General features: G+C 41.2%; 19 protein-coding genes. 6 read left to right on the plus strand and 13 right to left on the minus strand.

All coding sequences use genetic code 11. The features are described 5' to 3' along the window. Positions 1-137: 137 nt before the first annotated feature. Both Q7A53_RS07745 and Q7A53_RS07750 read right to left on the minus strand, forming a co-directional pair. On the minus strand, positions 138-830 hold the full coding sequence (locus Q7A53_RS07745) for an amino acid ABC transporter permease (RefSeq protein ID WP_411788573.1): 693 nt from the start codon (positions 828-830) through the stop codon (positions 138-140). A gap of 12 nt (positions 831-842) precedes the next feature. Next, complete coding sequence (locus Q7A53_RS07750) at positions 843-1,724, minus strand: transporter substrate-binding domain-containing protein (RefSeq protein WP_411788574.1); 882 nt, start codon at positions 1,722-1,724, stop codon at positions 843-845. A 295-nt stretch (positions 1,725-2,019) separates the two neighbouring features. Between Q7A53_RS07750 and Q7A53_RS07755 the strand changes: the two genes are divergently transcribed. Beyond that, on the plus strand, positions 2,020-3,945 hold the full coding sequence (locus Q7A53_RS07755) for a heavy metal translocating P-type ATPase (RefSeq protein ID WP_411788575.1): 1,926 nt from the start codon (positions 2,020-2,022) through the stop codon (positions 3,943-3,945). Between the two features lie 91 nt (positions 3,946-4,036). On the opposite strand, the gene Q7A53_RS07760 is transcribed toward Q7A53_RS07755, so the two are convergent. Genes Q7A53_RS07760 through Q7A53_RS07770 form a run of 3 tightly spaced genes read right to left on the minus strand, consistent with a single transcriptional unit; the run spans position 4,037 to position 5,691 of the window. Beyond that, positions 4,037-4,858: a YihY/virulence factor BrkB family protein gene (locus Q7A53_RS07760; protein WP_411788576.1), complete on the minus strand. Its 822-nt coding sequence runs from the start codon at positions 4,856-4,858 to the stop codon at positions 4,037-4,039. Between the two features lie 23 nt (positions 4,859-4,881). Beyond that, positions 4,882-5,211, minus strand: coding sequence for a YtxH domain-containing protein (locus tag Q7A53_RS07765; RefSeq protein ID WP_411788577.1), 330 nt, complete (start codon positions 5,209-5,211; stop codon positions 4,882-4,884). Positions 5,212-5,223: 12 nt separating this feature from the next. Continuing rightward, on the minus strand, positions 5,224-5,691 hold the full coding sequence (locus Q7A53_RS07770) for a low molecular weight protein-tyrosine-phosphatase (RefSeq protein WP_411788578.1): 468 nt from the start codon (positions 5,689-5,691) through the stop codon (positions 5,224-5,226). A gap of 226 nt (positions 5,692-5,917) precedes the next feature. On the opposite strand from Q7A53_RS07770, the gene Q7A53_RS07775 reads away from it, so the two are divergent. Next, positions 5,918-7,294: an alanine/glycine:cation symporter family protein gene (locus Q7A53_RS07775; RefSeq protein WP_411788579.1), complete on the plus strand. Its 1,377-nt coding sequence runs from the start codon at positions 5,918-5,920 to the stop codon at positions 7,292-7,294. Between the two features lie 24 nt (positions 7,295-7,318). Here the strand turns inward: Q7A53_RS07775 and Q7A53_RS07780 are convergent, their stop codons facing one another. From Q7A53_RS07780 to Q7A53_RS07815, 8 genes are all read right to left on the minus strand, one after another. Continuing rightward, positions 7,319-9,517, minus strand: a complete 2,199-nt coding sequence (locus Q7A53_RS07780; protein ID WP_411788580.1) for a sensor domain-containing protein — start codon at positions 9,515-9,517, stop codon at positions 7,319-7,321. A 295-nt stretch (positions 9,518-9,812) separates the two neighbouring features. Beyond that, positions 9,813-10,481 (minus strand): SOS response-associated peptidase, encoded by a 669-nt coding sequence (locus tag Q7A53_RS07785; protein ID WP_411788581.1) that lies wholly within the window; start codon positions 10,479-10,481, stop codon positions 9,813-9,815. Between the two features lie 101 nt (positions 10,482-10,582). After that, the gene (locus Q7A53_RS07790; RefSeq protein ID WP_411788582.1) at positions 10,583-11,245 is read right to left on the minus strand and encodes a TetR/AcrR family transcriptional regulator; all 663 of its coding nucleotides are present in this window, start codon (positions 11,243-11,245) and stop codon (positions 10,583-10,585) included. Positions 11,246-11,279: 34 nt separating this feature from the next. After that, complete coding sequence (locus Q7A53_RS07795) at positions 11,280-12,293, minus strand: ABC transporter permease (protein ID WP_411788583.1); 1,014 nt, start codon at positions 12,291-12,293, stop codon at positions 11,280-11,282. After that, positions 12,290-13,012, minus strand: coding sequence for an ABC transporter ATP-binding protein (locus Q7A53_RS07800; protein ID WP_411788584.1), 723 nt, complete (start codon positions 13,010-13,012; stop codon positions 12,290-12,292). The genes Q7A53_RS07795 and Q7A53_RS07800 overlap by 4 nt, the downstream gene beginning before the upstream one ends. Before the next feature lie 189 nt (positions 13,013-13,201). Further along, positions 13,202-13,567, minus strand: coding sequence for a DnaJ family domain-containing protein (locus Q7A53_RS07805; protein WP_411788585.1), 366 nt, complete (start codon positions 13,565-13,567; stop codon positions 13,202-13,204). A 17-nt stretch (positions 13,568-13,584) separates the two neighbouring features. Beyond that, on the minus strand, positions 13,585-14,238 hold the full coding sequence (locus Q7A53_RS07810; protein WP_411788586.1) for an MOSC domain-containing protein: 654 nt from the start codon (positions 14,236-14,238) through the stop codon (positions 13,585-13,587). After that, entirely contained in the window at positions 14,228-14,974 is a 747-nt protein-coding gene (locus Q7A53_RS07815) for a YkgJ family cysteine cluster protein (RefSeq protein WP_411788587.1), read from the minus strand. Before Q7A53_RS07815 ends, Q7A53_RS07810 begins: the two co-directional genes overlap by 11 nt. Positions 14,975-15,139: 165 nt before the next feature. Here Q7A53_RS07815 and mreBH point away from each other — a divergent pair, with 165 nt between their 5' ends. The 4 genes from mreBH (at position 15,140) to Q7A53_RS07835 (ending at position 17,529) form a co-directional block, all read left to right on the plus strand. Beyond that, positions 15,140-16,147: a rod-share determining protein MreBH gene (gene mreBH, locus Q7A53_RS07820; protein WP_411788588.1), complete on the plus strand. Its 1,008-nt coding sequence runs from the start codon at positions 15,140-15,142 to the stop codon at positions 16,145-16,147. Positions 16,148-16,279: 132 nt separating this feature from the next. Continuing rightward, positions 16,280-16,705: a VOC family protein gene (locus Q7A53_RS07825; RefSeq protein ID WP_411788589.1), complete on the plus strand. Its 426-nt coding sequence runs from the start codon at positions 16,280-16,282 to the stop codon at positions 16,703-16,705. Further along, a complete protein-coding gene (locus tag Q7A53_RS07830) occupies positions 16,702-17,013 on the plus strand; it encodes a hypothetical protein (RefSeq protein ID WP_411788590.1) in 312 nt (103 codons plus the stop codon). Before Q7A53_RS07825 ends, Q7A53_RS07830 begins: the two co-directional genes overlap by 4 nt. A gap of 168 nt (positions 17,014-17,181) precedes the next feature. Beyond that, positions 17,182-17,529: a DUF1428 domain-containing protein gene (locus Q7A53_RS07835; protein ID WP_411788591.1), complete on the plus strand. Its 348-nt coding sequence runs from the start codon at positions 17,182-17,184 to the stop codon at positions 17,527-17,529. The last annotated feature ends 70 nt before the right edge of the window (positions 17,530-17,599 follow it).

A 17,599-nucleotide genomic window follows, 5' to 3' on the forward strand; every position in this document is an offset into this window, starting at 1 on the left:
TTACCCTTACCTATTGACCTTCTATTAGCTGGTATACTTGAAGACTTGATTTCGAATGAACCACACTTATTGAATCTGACCCGCTCCCCACTCGCACAAAAAAACCCGCTAAAGCAAAATACTTTAGCGGGATCTTCTTACAGGTATTTATTATATCTTCTTTCTAAATAATCCTGCAAAGCAGAAAATACCATCGTCAGCGGCCAGTAAATCAACGCTGCTAGAATGTACATCGTCATCGAATCCGTGGTCCTGCCGGCAACGATTTGAGCCTTATTTAATATCTCTGGCACCGAAATCATAGCGGCAAGCGATGTAGCTTTCAACAAATCCAGAAATACATTCCCAAGTGGCGGAATAGCAATACGAGTTGCCTGGGGAACAATGATCCTTCTCATTGTCTTCCAATAAGTAAACCCTAAAGCTCTGGAAGACTCCCACTGACCCTTGTCCACACTATTTAGGGAGGACCGGTTAATTTCCGCAATATAAGCGGCACTGTTGGTACCAAACCCAATGACTGCTGCTACAACAGCCGGCAAAGTGATCCCCACTACTGGCAGTCCAAAATAGAGGACAAATAAGTAGACAAGAATAGGAGTCCCTCTCATAAACGAAATGTACATTCTTGCGGGCCAGCGAAATAGAATACGATCTGATTTCCTGGCAACTGCTAAGAAGAAACCTATAATTAATCCAAGGATCATCCCCAGTACCGCTACAAGAAGTGTAAGCGGTACGCCTTGCAAGACGAAGGGGAGATTTTCCCAAGCGCGCTCAGGAACGAATAGCTTGTCGATTTGAATATCACTAAAATGGATTCCGAACATATCTATTCACCCTTATAAATCTAACCCTTTAATTTCACGAATGTCTTCTTCCGGTTTTTTAGATGCATCTTTGCCACCGAAGAATTTTTTCGAAATTTTAGTAAGTGTACCATCATCACGCATTTCTTTAATGGTGGCATCTATTTTCTGTTTCAGCGTATCTGCATCTTTAGGCATGACAATCGCAGATTCCGTTTGGTGGAATTTCAAATCCGGATGTAATTGGACTTTAATATCAGGCATGGCTTTCAGAGCTAATGTTTGCAGATAGTAATCATTAATGATGAAGTCCGTACGGCCATTCTCTACATCTCGCAGGTAAACATCATTGGTTACATTTCCATAAGTTTTGGTCTTAGCCCCAAAATGCTCGGCAATTTTCGAAAAGACGGTCGTCGCTCCGCCGCCATGAACCTTTCCGTCCAGATCCTCTAAGGAATGAATTCCAGAAAGATCACTTTGTCTCACAATCATAGTTGAATAAGAATACTTATATGGAGTGCTGAAGGCGAATTCCTTTTGGCGATCTTTCGTTACTTCCATGTCATTGATTACTGCATCGATTCGGCCGCTTTTCATAGCAGCTAATAATCCGTCTACTCCATACTCCTTAAATTCTACATCGAGGTCAAGCCGGCTGGCTGCCTCTTTCATAACCTCAACATCATATCCAGTCAATTGATCGGAATCCTCCGGATGATAAGAAGCTGGAAATAAGGTGCCAGAGGTTCCTACCACAATTTTTCCTTTTTCCTTGAGGCTGCTCCACTTTGAAGAAGCAGAAGATTTATCTTTATTGCTGTTGTTCCCGTCACTGCTATCATCTGATGAACCGCAGGCGGCGGTGACTACGGCAAGCATTACTATAAGAATTAATAAAAGACCTTTACGCATTTTCTTTCAACATCCACCTTCCGTTTTTAAATTACACACCTAACCAATATAGCAATTCGCTGATTGCAAGATCAACCGTATTGCTTCATTTATTCATAATAAACCGAAGAAAACTTATTTTTTAAAAGGAAAACTCTTGACTGAAACCGAACTTCTGATAATATAAATACATACACTATTTAAAATAATTATAATGTAGAAACTATTTTAATCCGTTGTTTATATCGTTTTTAAACCACGAAAAACATAAATGATCATGGTTATCATTATCAATTAGTAATAAGGAGTTGAGAATATGTCCTCAGAGACAAGAGCCATGTCCAGACTTACTGAAAAAGATTCAAAGCTATCTTCCCCGTTTATATCTAATTTACGCGAGCATGGAGAGTTAATCGCAGCTCTGTTAAGTGGTCTGCTCATTTTATTTGCCTGGCTGAGTGATGGCCGCATCTTGCCAAGTGCAACGGTAACTCTGTATCTATCTGCCTTTGTTATTGGTGGCTTTGCCAAAGCAAAAGAAGGAATAGAAGAAACCGTATATGCAAAAGAATTGAATGTAGAAATGCTGATGATTCTGGCTGCCATAGGGTCTGCCGCTATTGGCTACTGGACTGAAGGTGCCATCCTTATTTTCATATTTGCACTTAGTGGTGCTTTAGAGACCTACACCATGAATAGAAGCCAAAAAGAAATCAGTTCACTTATGAACCTTCAGCCGGAAGAAGCCTTAAAAATTTTAGATAATGATTATAAATTAGTGTCCGTACAAGACCTGCAAATTGGCGACCGTGTACTTATTAAGCCGGGGGAACGCGTCCCCTCTGATGGGAAAATCGTTAAAGGGCAGACTTCCATAGATGAAAGTGCCATTACCGGTGAATCTGTGCCTGTGAGTAAAGAGACGAATGAGGAAGTTTATGCAGGGACAGTGAATATTAACGGAAGTATTACAGTAGAAATTACTAAAACCTCAGATGATACGTTATTTCAGAAAATCATTCAAATGGTACAGTCAGCTCAAAGTGAAAAATCTCCTTCTCAGCTCTTTATTGAACGATTTGAAAGTACTTATGTAAAAGTAGTGCTTCTCGTTGTCGCCATAATGCTATTTCTTCCCCATTTTCTATTTGGCTGGAGCTGGATGGATACGATTTATAGAGCGATGATTCTGCTTGTGGTTGCATCTCCTTGTGCTTTAGTAGCTTCCATAATGCCGGCAACATTATCCGCAATTACAAACGGAGCACGCAATGGAGTTTTGTTTAAAGGTGGTGTTCATTTAGAAAACCTCGGTCATTTGAATGCCATTGCTTTCGATAAAACCGGCACGTTAACCAACGGGAAACCGGAAGTGACAGATTTCATAGCTGCAGAGGATGAAGATGTTTCACAAGTCCTTCCGATCACTGCTGCTATTGAACAAGAGTCCAACCACCCATTAGCTCAAGCTATCGTGAATTACACGGCTGAGAATAAAAGAAAACGTATAGAGATTCATAATATGCAGGACATCAGTGGAAAAGGTGTCACCGCTTCTGTGCATGGAGAGCAATGGAAAATCGGGAAAGCTGATTTTGTTGGGAAAGAGGCAAGTCGTTCTTTTCAACAAGGAATCGCACAACAATTAGCTTCCGAGGGTAAAACCGTCGTCTTTATCAAGCGGGAAGAAAAAATTGCCGGACTGATCGCCCTAAAAGATACGGTCCGAGAAGAAACAAAACGAGCGATCCAAGTTTTGAAAAAACATGGAGTTTATACAGTCATGCTTACCGGAGATAATCATACAACGGCCAAAGCAATCGCAGAAGAAGCTGGACTAGATCATTTTATTGCGGAATGTATGCCGGACGAAAAAGTAGAAGAAGTGAAAAAGCTTAAACAGCATTTCAACACGGTTGGCATGGTGGGAGATGGAATTAATGATGCACCGGCCTTAGCTGCTGCAAACGTTGGAATTGCTATGGGAGAAGGGACGGATGTCGCTCTCGAAACCGCGGACGTGGTATTAATGAAGAATGATCTCCCCCGCATTTCCCAGGCCATTCAACTCTCCAACCGGATGAATAAGATTGTTAAACAAAATGTCATTTTTTCAATCGGGATAATTGCGTTATTAATTATCAGTAACCTTCTTCAAGTGCTTGATCTTCCTATGGGTGTAATTGGGCATGAAGGAAGCACCATTCTCGTCATTCTCAATGGTCTGCGCCTGTTAAAATAGCTCCTTGGGGGAAGAAGCGCACATTTCACTAACTATAAAAACCCGAACCAATTGAAAAAATCAATGGTTCGGGTTTTTGGTTATATCATTCTTAAGGGGACACCCTGCGCCTGTAAATAATTGCGTTAATTTCTCCGCCGGTAATGATAACAATACCGGAGAGATAGAACCAGATCATCAGCACGATCACTCCGCCTAGGCTTCCATAAGTGGTAGAAAAACTCCCCATCTTACTTACATAAAATGAAAATAACAAAGATACGAGCTGCCAGCCGATGGTCGCAAATACTGCCCCCACGACTGTGTCCTTATATCTTAATGGTTTATTGGGCGCCATAATATACAGAAAGGAAAGAACAATAAAAAATATGACCGAGGAAATCACCCACCTTAACGCATCCCATACCGCAATAAAACCATTGGACATTCCAAAGAAAGAGAAAACATAGGTGCCAATAGTGTTACCTAACACAGGCAGAAGGAATGCAATAGCGATCACAAGGACCATAGCAATGGTTAAGACAATCGCTACAACTCTTGAAACAAAAAAGGACCGATTTTCCTCTACGTGATGGGCCCGATTAAAGGCTTTAATAATCGCATTTACCCCATTTGAAGCAGCCCATAAAGTCCCAATTACTCCGAATGATAACAGTCCGCCATTCTGATCATTAAACAGTGAAGTAATGTTTTCCGATAAAATATCAATCGTTTCAGGCGGCGCATAAACGTTTATTAAGGCAATTACCCGGTCTTCCTTAATATTTAAATATCCTAACAAGGTGACAAGGAATATCATAAAGGGAAGCAAAGATAACAGAAAGAAATAGGCAAGCTGGGCGGCGAGCCCAAATATATCATCTTCTGCAAAGCGCGAAAATAGTGTTTTAATAAAACCAATCGCAGACCTCAAGATATCCCCTCCACCCTTATCTGTTAAGATGCTTCTTTAGAATTATTTACAGCTCTCAGTTGTTCTTGCACCTCTTTGTCCATTTCGTTCACCTTAATCATTATATCCTCTAATTTGTTCAGCAAATCAAGTACACTATCCGCTCCATCATTCAATCGTTTCGCCATGGACTCATAATTCACCCTAAGGGAATGGACAGCTTCCGACGGATGTTTCGCAAAACCTTTACACGTTCTTCCGGCTGAACGGGATTTCTCTCCCACATACGATCGCGTATCACGATCAAACAGCATAGCTGCTCCGCCTACCAATGCACCTAATAAAACACCCTTCCATAACTTATGCTGTGACATAAGATTTCCTCCCTATAATTGATGGTTTTTTTTAATCGATTCAAGCAAGCCTTCACAGCCTGCCTGAACAAGCTCATAAACATAATCAAAATTACCAGAAAAATACGGATCAGGTACTTCTGATTCTACCGGGTTTTCTACATAGTCCATTAACTTCTGAACTACAACTTCATTCTTTTCTCGGATCGCTTGCAGATCTTGGATGTTCTTTTCATCCATGGCAATAAGATAATCGTACTCATCCCAGTCTTCTGGTTTTACTTGTCTTGCCGCCAATCCTTCATAGGAAACCGTATGGGCATCTAGTACTTTTCGCGTTCCTTCATGAGGAACAGATCCGATGTGCCAGTGACCAATCCCTGCTGAATCCACTGAGATTTGATCGTGAAGACCTTCTTCTTCCACTAACTTTCTAAAGATCGCCTCTGCCATTGGTGACCGGCATATATTTCCTAAACAAACAAATAAGACTTTAATCATTTTAACTCCCCCGATATTAGTATCTCTTCTGTATGAAATTATATAGGAAAAAACATATTTCTTCACTCTTATTATACAGCTAATAGTAAATCATTTCCTAATCAATCGCTTACTAAACCAATGATTATTTAGACAACTTTCCAAATTTCCTTGACTTTTTACAATAATTTTCGGAATATTTTATATATGGACAAAATTTTTACTACATACAAAGAGGGGGAGTTTGATGGAAGATCGTTCAGTATTATATAACTTTTTTAACTGGGCAAGCGGAATCGTCTGGGGACCTGTATTATTGGTTCTCTTAGTCGGCACTGGTATTTATTTAACTTTACGCCTGGGTTTTCTACAATTTAAAGCTCTGCCTTACGCTTTAAAACTTGCATTCGTTCCGGGTAAGAAGACAAAAGGAGAGAAAGGTGATATATCCCATTACCAGGCTCTGACAACAGCCCTGGCAGCCACGATCGGTACAGGTAATATTGCCGGGGTAGCAACCGCCATCTTTCTAGGCGGGCCAGGGGCAGTATTCTGGATGTGGATCACTGCCGTATTCGGGATGGCCACTAAATATGCCGAGGCCATACTTGCTGTAAAATTCAGGGTCACAGACCAAAACGGACATATGGCCGGTGGTCCTATGTATTACTTAGAACGCGGATTAAAAGCTAAATGGCTTGGCGTGTTATTTGCTATTTTTGGAGCAGCGGCTGCCTTTGGTATTGGAAATATGGTTCAATCAAATTCCGTGTCAGACGTTATGGAGACTTCATTCAGTGTTCCACCACTCGTTACCGGACTGATCCTGACCTTCTTTGCCGGCTTAGTCCTGCTGGGCGGGATTAAAAGTATCGGAAGAGTGACCGCATTTTTCGTTCCTATAATGGCTTTATTTTATGTCATCGGTGCTCTAATTATCATTATCTTAAATTTTGATCTTGTCCCTCACGCATTTGCCACCATTTTCAGTGATGCTTTTACAGCCAATGCAGTCGGAGGCGGGGTGCTCGGTACAGTGATTCGGTACGGTGTGGCACGCGGAGTATTCTCCAACGAAGCAGGGCTGGGTTCTGCTCCGATTGCGGCAGCAGCTGCTAGAACAGACTATCCTGGACGTCAGGCTTTAGTTTCCATGACGCAGGTACTGATTGATACCATTATTGTCTGCAGCATGACCGGACTCACCATCGTTATGGCGAATCAGTATAGCGGCAGTTACGATGGTGCAGATCTGACCTCTAAGTCTTTTGAAATGTTTCTTGGGTCTGCCGGCTCTTATATCGTAGCCATTGGATTAATATTCTTCGCCTTTTCCACTATTGTAGGCTGGTCTTATTATGGTGAAAAGTGTTTCGGATATTTAACTGGACAGCGTGGACTAGGCATTTACAAAATTGTCTTCGTTTTGTTTGTTCTGATCGGTGCTATTGCCCATCTGGATACCGTATGGAAATTTGCCGATGTTATGAACGGGTTAATGGCCTTCCCGAACTTAATCGGTCTGCTGTTGCTATCCGGCGTAGTCGCTTCAGAGACGAACAAGTTTTTAAAAGTAGCGAAAAAAGAGAAAGAAGCAGAAAAGCGGGAACGGCAAACAGGATAATATAAAACCCCGGGGCAAATAATTTTACTGCTCCCCGGGGTTTTTCATTTGGTTTAAATAGGTTTGTTTACGTGTTAATAACTTCTCCATGTCATCGGGAGCTAGAGGCTTGCTGAAGTGATAGCCTTGATAATACGCACAATCGTTCTCTTTGAGAAAATCCAGCACATCCTCTCTTTCTACTCCTTCTGCGATAACCTCAAGCTTAAAAGCTTCTCCAAGCTGAATCATTGCTTTCACAATTTCAGCATCACTTGGATCCTTCAATACATCCTTAATAAAATCCTGGTCAATTTTCAGAAAATGGATAGGAAATTGCCGCAAGTAACTGAGGGAAGAATATCCTGTGCCAAAGTCATCGATTGCTAATGAGACCCCCATTGCTTTCAAATCCTGCATCGTACGGATACATTCCTCAGTGTTTTGCATCACACTGTTTTCGGTGACTTCTATTTCTAAATACTGAGGCTCCATTTGCGTGGCAAGCAGAACTTGGTGAACCTTTTCTGCAAAGTCATTCCGCTGGATTTCATTAGCTGAAACGTTTACCGCTACCCGTTCGGGAGCATATCCTTGATCAATCCACTGCTGATTCTGCCTGCAAGCTTCATGCATCACCCAGTCATCCACTTGTGAGATTAATCCTGTTTCTTCAGCTACAGGAATAAACTCTGCCGGGGAAATGGTGCCTCGTTCTGGATGTTCCCAGCGCACTAAAGCTTCCATTCCACTGATAAAACCGGTAGCTACATTCACTTTTGGCTGATAGTGCAAACTAAGTTCATTACGGCTCAGTGCTTTCCGCAAATCCCCTTCAAGAGAAATTATCTGATTATAAAAAAGATCCATTTGCTCCGTGTAGAACAATATATTATGTCGCCCCTTGAGCTTGCAGTAGTGCATGGCAATGTCAGCCCTGCCAATGATCTCCTCTATACTCTCCGCTCGTTCGGGGTATTGAGAGACTCCGATGCTTGCCGTAATAAAGAAATCTCGATTCATTAGACGCAGCGGTTGTTCGATTACCTTTAAAATTCTTCGTCCAAGTCTTAAGATTTCCTGATTACTTCTTTCTTCTTTAATAAGCAGGATAAATTCATCTCCGCCAATCCGATACATGGAGTCATCACTGTCCAAGCATGAGAGGATACGCTTGGCCATAATTTGCAGCACCTGATCTCCTGCCATATGACCGAGTGCATCGTTCACATACTTAAATCGATCAAGGTTACAGAATAAGGCCGTAATTTCGTCATACGTCTGATAAGCAAGCCACTGGTCGAGATCACTTTGCAGTTTGGCACGGTTAGGGAGGTCCGTCAATGGGTCATGCCTGGCCATATGCTGTATTTTAAGTTCAGCTTCTTCATGAGAGGTAATTTCAATGGAGCTTCCGATTATTTCGACAACCTCCCCGTTTTCTTCTACGGGAGATAAAGTGGAATAAAAGGAACGGTTATGATATTGATGCTTATAGGAAATACTATTCCCTAGAAACGCCGATTGGTATTGGGCTTTGTAGAAAGCGGCTTGCTGCTCCCCAAATAATTCCGCTAACGTTTTCCCTTGTACTTTGTCTGTGGTGAGATCAATATCCTGGGCAAGCTTTCCTTCAAACATCTTATAATAATATTGGTTACGACCGGGATCATAGCCGACCTTAAACACTAAATTAACTAAAGCGTTCATCGTCCGGTTATATTCATTTCTTGCTTGTTCAACCACCGTTAATTCCTGTTTTTTATAGGGAGTTACGTTAGCTCCGAGAAAAAGAATAGAAGGATTAGCTTTGTTCGGCTCTCTTAAAGGAGCTATCGTGGCATCTAAATAAACACCCGGATGGTCAGAAAACAGGATACTCAATTCTCCCTTCCAGACTTTCCCTGCTCTGATTTTATCCATCATTTCCAAATAGGTGGCATCCTCTTTTTCCATGCCTAAAAAATCATTAAATTTACGCCCCGTTAATTTCTGCTTTGTCCATTTTTCAAATTTCTCATCGGTATATTGAATCAAACCTTGTTGATTAATGACCAGCACAGTCATCGCATAGCTGATTGCATTCATTAAATCTTTATACCCGCAGATGGAGTAGGAAATCATGGATTTCAGTTCTTCAACGATGTAGGCAGAACTTTCGTTTTGTTGGTGATCTGACAGCATGTTATAAAGATTTTCAACCTTTTTCTGATCAAGAATTGTATGTAAGCCCCACCTGTTCATAAAATCCCCCGTCATTTCTATTCACTCTGCCTAAGTATACCTCATCCCTTATAGGAAAAAAAGCCTGCTAATGTCAGTAGCAGACTTTTCATCTATCTTTATTCCTATCCATTAAAATTAGGGTAATTGTATGAATTAACCCCTTTAAAAACTCCCTTTTAAAAGCAAATCAGTGCCTGAAACACCTTGAATCATCTATAAAAATCAGAGCATTCCCTTACCCTTAATTAGGCATTTAGAATGATACGATTTTATAAACAGGTGTCGAACGGACCAAACCATACCCTTTCAGCCTTTATCCTTCTATAGAGGCAATACATTCCGGGCCGGTGTGTTTAGCAGAGTTCACGTATTGGCTTACTTGATAAGCTTGTAAATCTTCCATATTCAACTGTTCAATAAAGTCGTGAGCCTCTTCCGCGTTCCACTTCACCGGTTCAATCCAGCGCTCTTCGAAATCTTTTGGCAGAATGACAGGCATTCGGCTGTGAATCTCACTCATAAAATCATTGGCTTCTTTTGTTAGGATCGTACAAGTGAATCGTTCCTCTTCATCCTGTTTCCAGTGGTCCCATAGGCCGGCAAAAGCAAACAGCTTCCGATTTCGGGAGGAAATGCGCAGCGGCTGCTTTCCTGATTCAGTTTTCTTCCATTCGTAAAAGCTATCCGCAACAATCAGACACCTTTTTGAAGATAATAATCGTTTAAAACTCGGTTTTTCATGAGCGGTTTCACTTTTTGCATTGATCATTTTATAGCCAATCTTTGGATCTTTGGCCCAGGAAGGAACAAGCCCCCAGTACATATAGCCCGCTCGCTTCTGCTTGCCGTCGTTAATAATTGCTAATACCTTCTGGCCGGGAGCAATGTTATAACGGGGCTCATAATCTCGAATGACGGTATCTAAATCAAACTCTTCTACGATCTCGGCTTCCTCTTCTAACAGCGTATAACGTCCGCACATCTACGTTTTCCTCCTTACTTCATACTTACTTCTGCTTTGTTGCTCCAGATTTGCAGGTTCCTGCAAGCCTCCAGCTTTCCTGCGGGAATTGTGACAACTACCTATTCTGCGGGTTTGGACAACCCATGCATAATAAAGTGAATCGTTTGTTCGAGTTCTTCTTCATCATTCCATTCGCCATCAGGAGCTATAAGAAATCTGGTGACTAAGAAACCGACAATTGCCGACACAACCATTCTAATGATCGTGGTTGTTGGATAGTCAATCACCGTCTGATCTGTTTTAAAATGATCCAGTATTCGTTCAAATTTAGGAAATACTTCTTCTAGAAATACTTCCTGAATTCTATCCTGTAATTCTTCGTGGAAAGCAATTTCTTGAATTAGTATTTTAATTAAGGGAGCATTTTGTTTAGCGAATTCAAATCTATTCTTCAAGAGATTTCTTAGCAGCTCTTCAAACTCAGCAGGGGGATTTTCGAATACTTGATTGGCAAAATGAGTGGCAAAGAAGGGAACTGTAAACTTCGTCATCACCGGCGTCACAATAGAAATTAACAACTCTTTCTTAGTCTTGTAATGACGAAAGATGGTTCCTTCTGCAACACCTGCTTTTGCAGCAATTTCACTGGTAGAAGATGAAGCATAACCTTTCTCAGCAAAGATCTCTACAGCTGCCTGGAGAATTTGTGCCTGCTTAGGGGTAATCTCCTTAGCTTGCCCTTCTTCTTCTAATAATTTTAATAAATCATGATGATCTTCCATAAACAAATCCTCCCCGTTCAACTATCTATCCTTATTATAAACGGCGGTGACGCTTTAACGCGAGTATATTAAGCAAAGTAAACAGGATAGCAAATCCCGCCAGGATATAAATATAAAGTTGAATGTCCGCCAACCCTTCTCCTCTCAGCATTATCCCTCTCAGTGCTTCTGCCCCATAAGTAAGCGGCATAATCTTTCCAATTGCCTGCAGCCAGAAGGACAGTCCTTCTACTGGAAATAAACCAGAGAAAAAGACTTGTGGAACAATGACTAAAGGGATAAATTGAATCATTTGAAATTTATTTTTTGCAAAAGCAGAAAGCAGGGTACCAAGGCTGAGAGCCGTTAAGGCAAGTAAAAACGTGACAAGCAGCACATAGATAAACCACCCAATCATAAAAACTTTTAATACATAAATGGAAAACGCGGCAATCAGCAAGGATTGAAGTATTGTAAACAGACCAAATCCTCCGAGGTAACCAAGTACTAGTTCGCTCCGCTTTAACGGTGTTGCCAATACTCTTTCAAGAGTTCCCTGTGTTCGTTCTCTTAAAAAAGACACGCCTCCCACTATAAATACAAAGAAAAAGACAAAAAATCCAATTAATACGGGGCCGATATAATCAAATAAATTTAAATCACTTGAACCATGGAGAAATTCCACACTCATAGGAGACTTAGAGGTCCCGCTTAGTGTTTGCTGTAAAAGGTTTTTCACGGAGCTTGCTGTACTTGGATCACTGCCCTCTATGACCACCTTCGGCTTACCATTATGCCACTGGATCACAGCATCCAGGGAAGCATCAGACAACTGATCCATCGCTTCTGCTTTGGTGAGCTGATGGAGCTGGATGTCCTCATTGTCCAACTGATTTGTTAGTTGAGCTGGAACATCTACTATGCCAATCTCCAAACTTTGATCGTTATTATTTAGAACGAGCCACATTAAAGTTAGAACTAGCATAGGAGCAATGATCATGAGGGCCATACTTCTTTTATCCCGTCGAAACTGCATCAATATCCGCTTCATCACTGTCCATGTATTCATGAATTCGACCTCCCGTAATGAAGAAATACTTCTTCTATAGTGGTTGCCTGAATCTCTTCTTTTAGTTGGGAAGGGGTGTTGGAGGCAATGACTTCCCCGTCCCGAATCATCGCCAGACGATCGCATTTCTCTGCTTCATCCATAACATGAGTTGTCACGATAATCGTGACCCCTTTATCTTTAAGTTGATGAAGTTCATCCCATATGGATTGCCTTAAGACGGGATCAATACCTACCGTTGGTTCATCCAGGATAATTAAATCCGGCTGATGAATAAGAGCTGCCGCAAGCGAAAGCCTTCGCTTCATTCCTCCCGAGTAATTCTCCACGACTTGATCCAGATGTTCCGTTAAATCTACCATCTCCATAACTTCTGCAATTCTTTGCTTGCGCTGTGCTTTATTTAAACGATAAATCGAACCAAAAAAATCCAAGTTTTCTCTAGCGGTTAGCTCTTGATAAAGCGCATCAGATTGCGCCATAAACCCGTACCTTTTCATTTGATTTAAAGAAGGCATTTTTTCTCCAAATACAAAGACCTCCCCTTTTACAGGAGATAGAATTCCAGTCATCATTTTGACTAATGTAGTTTTACCGGAACCAGACGGCCCTAATAACCCAAAGATCTCTCCCCTTTGAATGTTTAAGTTAATATCCTTAATGATCCACTTTTTATCAAACCGGTGAGAAATTTGATGCAGCTGAACGACAGCCTCCATCACAAAAACCTCCTTTAATCTTTAAATGAGTGATTACTCACTTATATTATCTATTAAAAATTCTTTTTTGTAAAGTGAGTAATCACTCATCTATAATTTCTGCCTCAAATTGATTGAAAATTATCCCTGGACAATAAAAAAACTGCCAGAACTCTGCCGGCAGCTTACATACCCTATTCCATTTTTTCTTTAAAACCCTAATTGACGATGAATTTTGCTGCTATATTGCTTGAATGCCTGGGATGACTTCCGTTTTTCCATCATAATATTAAACCTAAGCCGCTTCTCTGAGAGCTCTCTTTTATAATATGCGGATTGTTCAGGATCATTGGAGCATGCTAATAAATCCTCGATCTCTACAATTTCCTTCTTTAATTGCATTTCTTCAGGAAGCATGTGGGCATTCTTTAATATTCGGTAACTGTTCCGCATCTCATCAGGGACATAAGCTAATTCATCCTTTGGCAGAGGTTTTCCCTTTCCAGGCAAATTCTCAAAATCTCCACGAGCAATAGATTGTTTAATCTTTTCCTCTATAATATTGCCAAAATCCATGGAAATCGCTTCCTCCCTTAATTTGTTTCCAATTCTTCCAATCGCTCAAGCAGAGAGTGACGAAGCCCTTCCGCTAAAGCACCCACTTTAGTCACCCTTTCTATTTTGTACTTATTCTCTCGATCGTGATATTTAATGTCATTCACTTCTTCAACGGTCACCTGATGCGGATCCTTCTCGATACACTGCATCTGATCTCCGGCGGTTATAACTCCCTCTTGGATCACTCGTAAATAAAACCCGGTATAGCCGCTTTGTGTCACCCTGGCAGGAAAGTCACTAATTCCATGCGTTCTGCCGATGATGTAACAGGGTTGTCTAGGTTCTGTAACTTGCAATATCGCTTCACCAAGTTGAAACTTATCCCCAATGCAAGTGCTTGATTCTTCTATCCCATCTACTGTAATGTTCTCTCCAAACGCGGGATAGGGAAAGTCCATTCCGTATTCTTTTTCCCAATGGGGATAGTGCTGAGCCGGGTAAAGACAGACGGCTTTATCTTTACCTCCATGATTCTTCTTGTCCGCTTGTTCATCTCCATCAAAGTTAAGCCTATTTAAGAAAACAGGACGAGTGACCGGCGTTTTGCGAAATGCACTTTCCAGCTCCCCTTTATCCGTTTGAATGGTCTCTGGTTTTCCAACATTTAAGGATACCAGTTTATACTTCATCTAATGTCCCCTCTCTCCACTGTTTAATCCAAGCAGGCAAATAGTCATAACTCCAAACATCCGCTGGATAGTCCACTATCAGCTCTTCCCCATTTTCCAGGAGAACTTGCAGTAGCTCGTTTACAGCACTAAAGTAATAATCATACAAAAATTCATAGCTGAATGGCTCTTTTGGTAAATCGTTCTCCGCACAAACCTGCGGGTCACTATAATTCAAATAAGTTCTGCATGGGATGGGACGCACTTCATAAGCCATACAAAGCTGTGTTTCCGGGTCCAGCATCGGACATGGCAGGTTCAGCTTCTTATAGTCCTTTTTTGTTGCCGGGTCTTTATGATCCATAGCTAATCCCTGCTCCAGCTTCTCTGCCTGCTTTTCATAATAGTTCTCCCAATGGTTGTAAATGACCTCTTTGCGATCCTGAGGAAATTTCTCAATGGAACGAAACATCATTTTGGCTTCTAACCGGCTAAGAACAATGGGAAAATAACAGCAGAAGGCACACCCCTTAAAACAATTAGGACGCATATCTGCAAATTGCTCCATCCGGTCAATCTCGTGATCCACTTCTGAGAGCAGTTTCTGAAAGCCCTGTAAAATGACTTCCTCGGTATCTAAATTACTATCAAGCAATTCATCCACAATTTCATCAAAAAAATGAGGATCCAACTCATACGATGTATTTATCTTTTCACATTTACTTAAAATTTCTTCGTGCTTTAAAAATTGATTCATAAGGTAAAAACCCCTTCAACTGGCATTATCTTTATTATACATGTCCTTGGGCAAATGTATCTAGTTCTTCACCCGCCATTAATTCCCTCTCGAAAGACCCCCAAAAATCTACTAAAATAAGAGAATCCCTATAGGAGAATCTGTCATCTTTGGAGGTACGTCTAAATGTTATCAAACGCTGAAATCGGTATCGATCTTGGTACTGCAAATATATTAATCTATTCTAAATCAAAAGGAATTTTATTAAATGAGCCTTCCGTAGTAGCCTACAATACTGAAACTAAAAGTGTAGTCGCTGTTGGAAAAGAAGCAAAGGAAATGGTAGGTAAAACTCCCCGCCATATCATCCCTGTCCGGCCGTTGCGTGATGGAGTCATTGCAGATTACGATATGACTGCTCAAATGCTTAAAGAATTATTAAAAAAGGTCGCCAGGAAATCAGGTATCTCTATGCGCAAACCTACAGTAGTTATTTGCACCCCATCCGGATCCACTTCTGTGGAACGAAGAGCGATTCATAATGCGGTGAAAAGCTATGGAGCAAAGAACGTTCACTTGATAGAAGAACCAATCGCAGCTGCGATTGGAGCGGATCTACCGGTAGATGAGCCCATTGCAAATGTGGTGGTCGATGTAGGCGGCGGAACCAGCGAAGTCGCCATTATATCCTTCGGCGGAGTAGTTTCTTGTAAATCCATTCGCACAGGCGGAGACGTTATGGATGAGGAAATTATTCAATACGTCCGCAAGAATTATAACGTTCTGATCGGCGAGCGGTCTGCCGAACAAATTAAAATGGAAATTGGATATGCACTCATTGATCACCCAGAACAAACAATGGAAGTACGCGGACGTGATATGGTGACGGGTCTTCCTAAAACGATCACCATCACATCAACAGAAATTCAATCAGCCATTAAAGAATCCCTGGAACAGCTGCTCGAAACCATACGTTCCACACTTGAAGATTGTCCTCCAGAATTAAGCGGGGACATTGTAGACCACGGAGTAATTTTGACCGGAGGAGGGTCCTTGCTTAAAGGAATGCAGGACTGGCTGTCTAATGAAATTTCAGTCCCTGTTCACATGGCACCGAGTCCTCTGGAGTCTGTAGCTATCGGAACAGGAAAATCATTAAAAATGATTCAAAAACTTCAAAAAGCAATAAAATAACAGAATTTCTGCCCGCATATCTTCTTATGCGGGTTTTTTCATGCAATTCGTTTGACTTAAACAGGATAAATGAATAAAATGTCGAAATCATGTTATATAGAAAGATAAGACTATAGAAGGGGTTTAGAAAGGATGAATAAAATGGCAAAGCTTTCACCTTATTTATTTTCAAATAATGCCCGAGAGCAGGCAGACTTTTACGTTACTGCTCTAGGGGGAGATATCATAAGTAGTAAGACATATGATGAACTGCCTGATTCGGCCCCTGAACTTAAAGGCAGGGTCATGCACTTAGAGTTTCAAGCAGCAGGAGTTCAATTCTATATGGCTGATTCGGCCAAAAGGGTTGAACACGGGAACTCTATCGATCTTACGCTTGAATTTAATACAAAGGAAGACGCTGAGATGGCGTTTAACGGGTTAGCTGATAACGGCCGAATCCTTATGCCTTTCGAAAAAATGTTCTGGGGATCCTCCTTTGGGCGTTTGGAAGATCGTTATGGTGTACGCTGGCAGATATCTGCCATGACAAATGAAGAAAAGGAGAATCAGCAATGAGCATATCCACTATTTTAAAATGGCTGACAGGAATAGCAGAAGCTTTGCTGGCCATTCCTCTCGCAGGAGGGGCTTTTGTTGTAAGCACTGGCTGGACAGCATTATTGGTCATGTTTATTTTTCATCTGGTTACTTTAATCATTTCTATCCGAGAAAGCCGTTTTAGTTCTGGAAGCGTGTTAGGACTCATAACAAGTGTCGTTGGAGCCATTCCTATCCTTGGATGGATCATGCACACCATAACAGCCATTGTTTTACTGATTGACGGCGCGATTTCCACACGGGCTGCAAATCAAGTGAAAGAGTAGGACTTTTCATAAGGAAGCAGGTTCATCTCTTCCCTGGAAAGGGAAAGAAATGAATACAAGAAGATCTGGGTAGGAATTCCATTGTTTCTTTAACATTTCATTATATAATAATAAATGCAAGGTACAGGAAACCTGGGTATTTTTATTGCCTATCAGGGGGAGAGAAATATGTATACGATTATCTGCTTCTTTAGAGTAAAAGAAAAAGACGTACAAACCTTTTTAAAGTTAACAACTAAATCCGGCGACCTATTAAAATCCCATGGCGCCATTGATCATCACATCTATTTCTCTAAAGAACTAACCGGCAGGCAGGGTTCAATGGGAATTCTAAACTTAATTGAAGTAGAAGAAGATGAAAAGCTTCTATTAGGCCAGTCGATGTTCAAGGATGAAGAACACTATTATGAAGTTATGAAAAAAACCGGCTCCGATGACATCATTCATTACCTCAACAGTCACATTAAAGACATTGTTGAAATGACCCGGGTTGTTACCTCAAGCTTTTACCACTAAATTAAACCTCTTTCGGCATTCCTTTAATAATGCGAGAGAGGTTTTTTCATTTTAAAAACCATTTTTGCGC

The organism is Halobacillus rhizosphaerae (assembly GCF_046719735.1).
Taxonomy (GTDB): Bacteria; Bacillota; Bacilli; order Bacillales; family Halobacillaceae; genus Halobacillus_B; species Halobacillus_B rhizosphaerae.